Source organism: Aquiflexum sp., from assembly GCF_041749095.1.
Taxonomy (GTDB): Bacteria; Bacteroidota; Bacteroidia; order Cytophagales; family Cyclobacteriaceae; genus Aquiflexum.
The window spans coordinates 1-8214 of the sequence record NZ_JBGTCA010000585.1 but is presented as its reverse complement, the minus strand read 5'-3'; the positions used below and the strand labels follow the sequence as shown (position 1 = coordinate 8214).

At 41.4% G+C, this 8214-nt stretch carries 6 protein-coding genes; 4 read left to right on the top strand and 2 right to left on the bottom strand.

Going from position 1 to position 8214, the window contains the following annotated elements; all coding sequences use genetic code 11:
• The 4 genes from ACEW8O_RS26025 to ACEW8O_RS26010 all read left to right on the top strand — a co-directional run.
• Nucleotides 1–605: NAD-dependent epimerase/dehydratase family protein (locus ACEW8O_RS26025; protein ID WP_373497552.1), on the top strand; the 605-nt coding region annotated here is incomplete at its 5' end.
• Nucleotides 606–982: 377 nt separating this feature from the next.
• A complete protein-coding gene (locus ACEW8O_RS26020) occupies nucleotides 983–3712 on the top strand; it encodes a DUF1553 domain-containing protein (RefSeq protein WP_373497551.1) in 2730 nt (909 codons plus the stop codon).
• A 1-nt stretch (nucleotide 3713) separates the two neighbouring features.
• Complete coding sequence (locus ACEW8O_RS26015) at nucleotides 3714–5222, top strand: DUF1501 domain-containing protein (RefSeq protein ID WP_373497550.1); 1509 nt, start codon at nucleotides 3714–3716, stop codon at nucleotides 5220–5222.
• Between the two features lie 10 nt (nucleotides 5223–5232).
• Nucleotides 5233–6624, top strand: a complete 1392-nt coding sequence (locus ACEW8O_RS26010; protein WP_373497549.1) for a c-type cytochrome domain-containing protein — start codon at nucleotides 5233–5235, stop codon at nucleotides 6622–6624.
• On the opposite strand, the gene ACEW8O_RS26005 is transcribed toward ACEW8O_RS26010, so the two are convergent.
• Nucleotides 6614–6979 carry a Spx/MgsR family RNA polymerase-binding regulatory protein gene (locus ACEW8O_RS26005; protein WP_373497548.1) on the bottom strand — a complete coding sequence of 122 codons (366 nt, stop codon included), beginning with the start codon at nucleotides 6977–6979 and terminating at the stop codon, nucleotides 6614–6616. The two genes, ACEW8O_RS26010 and ACEW8O_RS26005, sit on opposite strands and share 11 nt — an antisense overlap.
• A gap of 17 nt (nucleotides 6980–6996) precedes the next feature.
• Nucleotides 6997–8214, bottom strand: a 1218-nt coding sequence (gene hemL, locus ACEW8O_RS26000; RefSeq protein ID WP_373497547.1) for a glutamate-1-semialdehyde 2,1-aminomutase, incomplete at its 5' end; no start/stop codon positions are given.

Genomic DNA, 8214 nt, shown 5'->3' with positions numbered 1-8214 from the left:
CCTCTTCCATCGCCGTTTTTGGTCCCAACACCCCCAAATCCAATACCCCACAATATTGTGTCAAAGAACCCAACACGGTCTATGGCATTTCCAAACAGGCAGGGGAAAGATGGTGTGAATATTATTTTCAGAAGTTTGGGGTGGATGTAAGAAGTTTAAGGTATCCCGGTCTGATTGGCTATAAATCACTTCCCGGAGGAGGAACTACTGATTATGCGGTGGATATATACCATAAAGCGATTGCCGGAGAGCATTTTGTTTCTTTTCTCAGCGAGGACTCATACCTACCGATGATGTATATGCCGGACGCCATCAAAGCAACTTTGAACCTGATGCATTCACCCAAAGAAAAAGTATTGATCAGGTCCAGCTACAACCTTTCGGCGATGAGTTTCTCCCCAAAAGAAATATTCGAAAGCATCAAAACCCATTACTCTGATTTCACTATCAGTTACAAACCTGATTTCCGGCAAGCCATCGCGGATTCTTGGCCGGATACCATTGACGATTCCAAAGCAAGGGAACAATGGGGCTGGAAACATGACTTTGACCTTGAAAAAATGACCGGGGATATTTTGAAGCATTTGCCTAGTTATTCTTTTTGAAGAAGACGGAAGACGGGACAGAAGACGCTTGAAGTTTTCCTATGCTTTAATTGCGAGCCCATAACATTTTTGAAAATGTTCAGAAAGGTAAAGGAGGAGTCATTAAAACCATATGTCTTATATAAAAATCCATTACAAACATTACTTGTCCTTGTCACCTCGACGGCAGGAGAGGTCTAAAAACCCTCCAAGGCAGAACAGATATCTCCAATCGTCGATATGACAAGGAGAAATATTGTACCCTATTATCCATTAAAAGCGCACATTGAAGTTTTCCTCGTTACTTCGATACCAATAGCTAGGGATCAGCATAACGAGGCCAGCCACTTGCTTCCTTAACCTAAATTATTTAATTTGAACGACTTAGATGTATGTTCATGCCAAAAAGGAAATTAACGGGTTTATTGACTGTTGCAATGGTTCTGCTTGTTGCCGTGATTGTGACTTTTAATCGGTCTGATCAGGTTGATTTCAGTACGGAAGTGAAACCCATTTTGAATAAACACTGCATTTCCTGTCATGGCGGTGTCAAGAAAAATGGTGGCTTTAGTGTATTGTTTGAAGAGGAAGCCCTTGCCCTTACCAAATCAGGTGTTGCGGCTATCATACCGGGAGATCCCAAAAACAGTGAACTGATCAAACGGCTGCATGAGGAAGACCCTGAAATGAGGATGCCATATCATAAGTCATCGCTCACGGACGAAGAAATCAAAACTTTGCACAAATGGATCAAACAGGGAGCCAAATGGGGCAAGCATTGGGCGTATAATCCTGTCCAAAAACCAAAAGTCAATTGGGTTAGCCAACAAGCTGGTTTTTCGGATTCCAAAAAGAAATATCAGGGAATAGATTTTTTTATCCATGAAAAACAAAAGGAAAACAAACTTTCATTTTCCGAGGAGGAAGATTCCCGAAAGTTGTTGAGACGGGTTTCTTTGGACATTACCGGATTACCGCCAACAGAAGCTTTGCAGAATGATTGGTTGACAGGTAAAATCACCTACGAGCAGTTGGTGGATAGACTTTTGGATTCTTCCTCATTTGGAGAAAAATGGGCTTCTTGGTGGCTGGATCTGGCCAGATATGCAGACACCAAAGGCTATGAAAGGGATGTTTCACGGACAATGTGGAAATATCGGGATTGGGTGATCAAGGCATTTAATGAAGACAAACCCTATGACGAATTCACCATCGAACAGTTGGCAGGAGATCTTTTGCCAAATCCAACTCAGGATCAGTTTATCGCAACTGCCTTTCATCGAAATACCATGAACAATGATGAAGGCGGAACCGAAGATGAGGAGTTCCGTGTCGCTGCTGTCTTGGACAGGGTCAATACTACGTTTGAGGTCTGGCAGAGCACGACAATGGCCTGTGTCCAATGCCACAGCCATCCCTATGACCCATTTAAACATGAAGAGTATTTTCAATTAACTGCTTTCTTTAACAATACAAGGGACGAAGATACCCATGACGAGGAACCCAAACTGAGGTTTTATGAAGAAGAAGACCGTGAAAAAATTACTTCAGTTTTAAGCTGGGCATATTCCAATGGCAACCAAAAACAAGCCGAAGAACTATCCGATTTTTTCAATTTCAGAGAACCCAAGTACCATGCCCATCTTTGTGAGGACTTTGTAAACGGAGAACTGATTGATACCAAATGGCTGGGACTTTGGCACGATGGTTCCTGCTATTTGCGAAATGTGGATACAAAAGGAGCAGACCAAATGTTGATGGAGTATCGTTCGGGCTTTGACGGAACTAAAATGACCATTAGAATTGGTGGCCCGGAGGGAGAAGTCCTAAGTCAGTTTGTCATTGACAAAACATCGATTGTCTCTAAATCCTTTCCGTTCAAAAAAGTAACGGGTTCAGTTGATCTTTATATTAAAGTAGAAAACCCAAAAACAGCCCCACAACAATCCACCAGTGCCATCACTTGGTTTGCTTTTGTAAACAGTCTTTCGGGAAAAGAAAAAGAAGGTTACAAAGAAATGAATGATCTTTTTCATTCAGTTCTGAACAGTAAGGTACCTACGCTGCCCATCATGATTGAAAATCCTTCTTTTATGCAAAGAAAAACCCATGTGTTTGAAAGGGGTAATTGGTTGCTTCATGGGGAGGAGGTCAAACCCAAAACGCCTGAAGCATTGAATCCCTGGAATCCTGAATGGTCAAATAACCGTCTTGGGTTGGCATATTGGCTGACTGATAAGGAAAACCCTTTAACTTCCAGGACTTTTGTCAACAGGATATGGGACCAGCTTTTTGGAAGGGGATTGATCAGCAGCATAGAGGATATGGGGACCCAATCAGAGGCACCATCCCACGTGGAGTTGTTAAATTATCTTTCTTATAACTTTATGCATGAAATGGACTGGAGCATGAAAAAGTTGATCAAAACCATTGTGATTTCCAAGACCTACAGACAAAAATCAAACATATCCCCCGTACTATACCAACAAGACCCACAAAACAAATGGTATGCCCGTGGGCCGAGAATTAGATTGAGTGCTGAACAGGTCAGGGACCAAGTTTTGGCTGTTTCAGGTCTGCTGAGCATGAAAATGTACGGTCCAGGAGTGATGCCTTATCAACCTGATGGAATCTGGGAGACAGTATACAATGGAGAATCCTGGAAAATGAGTGAAGGTGATGACAAACATCGAAGAGCAGTCTACACCTTTTTGAAAAGAACCAGCCCATATCCATCTTTCATCACTTTTGATGCAGGAAGCAGGGAAGTCTGTGTCAGTAAAAGAATTGTGACCAATACCCCTTTGCAGGCCTTGGTTACACTGAATGATCCTGTGTATGTTGAAGCTGCTTTTCATTTGGCAAAAAAAATGCACTTAAAATCAGACAATCCGGAAGTAGCAATTGCCTGTGGTTTTGAAACTTGTATGCTTGCTTCCATTAGCTCTTTCCAATCCGAAGTTTTAACAGGCCTTTATAAAGAAGCTCTTACTAAATATCAGGAAAGCCCGGAACTCCTTGACCAATTGATGACTGTGAATGAAGAAAAGTTAAGCCCCAAACTGGGTGCTTTAACCGTGGTAGCCAATGCCATATTGAATCTTGATGAATTTCTAACCAAACCGTAACATGAAAAATATTGGGAAGCTATTAAGAGAACTCGAACAGGCAAGATTGGAAAAACTAACCAGAAGAAATTTCATATTGGATTGTGCCGGCAAATTGGGTGGGCTTGCCTTGGCTCCACTTCTGTCTTCATGTGGAATAGGAGCCACCAATACGGACAAAATTGGCATGAATTTATCGGAAAGGGATTTGAATCCACTTTCTCCGCTTCCACCACCGTTTTTGCCCAAGGTAAAATCGGTTATCTATTTGCATATGGCGGGATCCCCTTCCCAGTTGGAACTGTTCGATTATAAACCGGAACTCATCAAATACAATAATCAACCCTGTCCCGAATCTTTGTTGGAAGGAAAGAAATTTGCATTTATCAGAGGAGTACCAAACCTCTTGGGTCCACAGGCTGAATTTTCCCAACATGGGGAGTCCGGTGCTTGGATTTCAGATTATTTGCCCCACTTTTCAAAGTTGGCAGATGATGTTGCTTTTTTGAAAGCTGTCCATACTGACCAGTTCAATCATGGTCCCGCGCAGTTGTTTATGCATACCGGAAGTCCAAGGTTGGGACGTCCAAGCCTGGGAAGTTGGGTCACTTATGGTTTGGGTACGGAGAATCAGAATCTCCCTGGATTTGTCGTCCTGACATCTGGCGGAAAAACACCTGATGCAGGGAAAAGTGTTTGGGGAAGTGGTTTTTTGCCTTCCGTCTACCAAGGGGTCCAATGCAGGTCTAAAGGAAGTCCTGTTCTTTATCTGGAAGACCCTACAGGCATTCCCCGTGATTTGAAGAAATCTGTAATTACAAGCATTAATCAGATTAATTCAGAAGAATTTGATCATTATGGAGACCCTGAAATCCTGGCCAGAATCAACCAATATGAAATGGCATTTAGGATGCAGATAGAAGTTCCGGAAGTCATGAATATCAACGATGAGCCTGAGTATATCCATAATCTTTATGGCACTGAACCGGGCAAGGAGTCATTTGCCAACAATTGCCTACTTGCCAGAAAACTGGTGGAAAAAGGGGTTAGGTTTGTACAATTATATGATTGGGGTTGGGATTCACACGGATCTGACAAATCTACAGCCTTGGATTTGGGTTTGAGAAATAAATGCAGGGAAACCGATCGGCCAATTTCTGCTCTTTTATTGGATCTGAAACAAAGAGGCCTGTTGGAAGACACCTTGGTGGTTTGGGGCGGTGAGTTTGGAAGGACTCCCATGCAAGAAAACCGGGAAGGAAAAACCATGGGATATAAAGGCAGGGACCACCACGTAGATGCGTTTACCATGTGGATGGCAGGAGGTGGGATCAAAAAGGGGACATCATTTGGGACAACAGATGATTTGGGATTTTCAGGTGTAGAGGGCAGGGTTTCCGTACACGATATCCAGGCCACCATACTCCATCTTTTGGGTTTTGATCATGAACAGTTTACCTACGAATTCCAAGGAAGACCTTTTAGATTGACCGATGTTGAAGGTGAAATCATCAAAGAAATTTTAGCTTAATACCCGATAAATGTTAAATTTCATTATTCCCTTAATTGGGCGATTTCATCCTTTGATAGTGCATCTTCCAATAGGCTTTATATTAATGGCCTTGTTGCTGATGTATTATCCCAAAAAGGATAAAATACAATTTTTACCTGCAATAGAAACCGCTTTGCTGTGGAGCTGCATTACTGCGGTTTTGGCTTGTATCAGTGGTCTTTTGCTTTATACTTCGGAAGGTTATGCATTTTCAACTGTACAGAATCACCTGATTTTAGGTTTAGCTACTGCTTTGATTTGCCTGTTGCTTTTTTTCCAGGTGAAAAAATGCAAAACTATAAATACACCCAAAATCCATTTGAATTCAGCTTTACTCGGATTATTCTTGATGTTGACGGGGCATTTAGGCGGCAGTCTTACCCACGGAGAAGACTATTTGATTGAGGTATTGCCTGAACAGGTTCAAAGCGCTTTTGGATATACTGGGTATGAAGAGTTTGATCCGATTGCATTGGACGAAAATCATTGGGAAGAAGCATTGTTTTATGAGGATGTCATTCAACCAATATTCAATCAAAATTGCCGGAGTTGCCATAATCAGAAAAACAGCAAGGGAGGTCTGCTTTTGACTTCCAAAGAAACGATTCTCAAAGGAGGGAAAAACGGACCTGTAATTTCCGGGTCCTCTTGGGAAAAAAGTGAATTGCATCACAGGATGACTTTACCATTAGACCATGAAGACCACATGCCCCCAAAGGAAAAAAAACAGCCCAAAAAGGAAGAACTGGAATTGGTCAAATATTGGTTGGCGTCAGGAGCACCTTTTGAAAAAAATCTGGCAATGGCGGGAGTTACAGAGGAATTGGTTGAGCCATTTTTTATCAAATCAGAGGTATCTATTTATCCTAAAGTGGAATTAACCTCTGTTGGGACCGAAAAACTTTCTAATGTAAGAGACAAGGGATTTTTCATTGAACCTTTAATTAAAGAATCATCGCTTTTAAAGGTGAGTTGTATCAATTTCCCTGATTTCAATGAAAAGGATTTGGAATTGCTTCAGGATATCAGCCAAAATATTGTCTTTCTTGATCTGAGCAGGACAAAAGTAAATGATCAGGTTTTCGAATCGCTTATAGATTTTGAAAACCTGACCATTCTAAAACTGAATAATACACATATAACCGGAACCGGTTTTGAACACTTACACAAATGCACCCATTTAATTCAGCTTCATCTCACAGAAACAGAAGTCAATCTGCTAAATCTGAATTTACTGAATGGTCACCCGAAACTTAAAAAAGTTTTTGCCTATAAAACTCCTGCCTCAAAGGAAGAAGCCCATAAACATGAATTCACTTTTGAAGTAATGTTCGGGAATTTTGAATTACCTGTTCTTCCCACAGACTCCATTACTTTTTAATAGAGTCCATTTTCTCCTTTATTGCCTCAGGGTCGAAACCCAACACGATTTCTCCATCAGGAAATTGCACAATAGGTCTTTTGATCATGCTGCTTTTTTTGCTCAGCAATGCCAATGCAGAATCTTCGATTTCCAATTGGGACTTTTCTTCCCCAGTCAATTGCCTGTAAGTCATCCCTTTTTTGTTGATCAGCTTTTCAAAACCTACCTTACTGGCAAACTTCACCATTAAACCGGCATCAGGAGCTTTTTTCTTATAGTCAGTGAATTCATAAACAACACCTTCTTTTTCAAGGAAATCGAAGGTTTTTTTCATGGTATTACAATTCTTGATACCGTAAACTTTTAACTCCATTTCTTATGTCCTTTTGATTAAAGTATTTCTTTTAATGACTCTTCATTGGCCTGAATGATATTTCCTATCAGTTCATCAGTCAATGCGGTTGAAATGAAAAGACTCTCGAATTGGGATGGGGCAAGGTAAATTCCTCTTTTAAGCATGGCCTGAAAATATTTGCCGAATAAGACCGTATCGGAATGTTTTGCAGAATCAAAATCATACACTTCTTGATCTGTAAAAAAGAGGCTGTACATACTTCCCAAGTGATTGATGGTATAATTTATACCAATTTTCTCCAATGTTTTGCGGAATCCGCCCACTATTTTATCCCCAATACCAGATAACTGCTCGTAAACTTCCAGATGGTCATTTAAATAATGGAGGATGGTCAATCCAGCTGCCATAGCAATCGGATTTCCTGAAAGCGTGCCTGCTTGATATACAGGACCTGCCGGAGACACAAATTCCATTATTTCTTTTTTTCCTCCATAAGCACCGACTGGCATCCCCCCTCCTATGATTTTACCAAGAGTAGTCATATCTGGAATTACACCAAAAAGTTCCTGTGCACCACCTTTTGCCAATCTAAAGCCTGTCATCACTTCATCAAAAATCAGGATTATGCCTTCCCTGTCACAAATTTTCCTTAATCCTTCCAAATACCCTTCCTTAGGTAAAACAAGACCCATGTTTCCGGGAACAGGCTCCAATATCAAAGCTGCAATTTCTCCCATATTTGCTTCAACCAATTTTTCAACAGCTTCCAAATCATTGTAGGGTGCCAAAAGCGTGTCTTGGGCTGTCCCTTTGGTCACGCCCGGTGAATCAGGGTTGCCCATGGTAATTGCTCCGGATCCTGCTGCAATCAAAAAAGAATCTCCATGGCCATGGTAATGACCTTCCATTTTGATGAATTTATCTCTTCCGGTAAAACCTCGTGCCACACGTATAGCGGACATAGTGGCTTCTGTGCCTGAATTGACCATCCTTACCTTTTCTACAGAAGGAACCATTTGAGTGATCAACTCTGCAATTTCTACCTCTCTAGCTGTTGGCGCTCCAAATGAAGTCCCGTTTTCCAAAGCATTGATGACCGCTTCTCGGATCATTGGATGGTTATGTCCAAGGATCATTGGACCCCAGCTATTGATCAACTCTATATAGCCATTATCATCCTCATCATAGATAAATGCACCATCAGCTCTTTTGATAAAAATCGGATCTCCTCCTACTGCCCTAAATGCACGAAC

Excerpts from the sequence above, each read along its gene's own strand:
- ACEW8O_RS26020 (WP_373497551.1), top strand. The coding sequence starts at position 983 with ATGCCAAAAAGGAAATTAACGGGTTTATTGACTGTTGCAATGGTTCTG.
- ACEW8O_RS26015 (WP_373497550.1), top strand. The coding sequence starts at position 3,714 with ATGAAAAATATTGGGAAGCTATTAAGAGAACTCGAACAGGCAAGATTG.
- ACEW8O_RS26010 (WP_373497549.1), top strand. The coding sequence starts at position 5,233 with ATGTTAAATTTCATTATTCCCTTAATTGGGCGATTTCATCCTTTGATA.
- ACEW8O_RS26005 (WP_373497548.1), bottom strand. The coding sequence starts at position 6,979 with ATGGAGTTAAAAGTTTACGGTATCAAGAATTGTAATACCATGAAAAAA.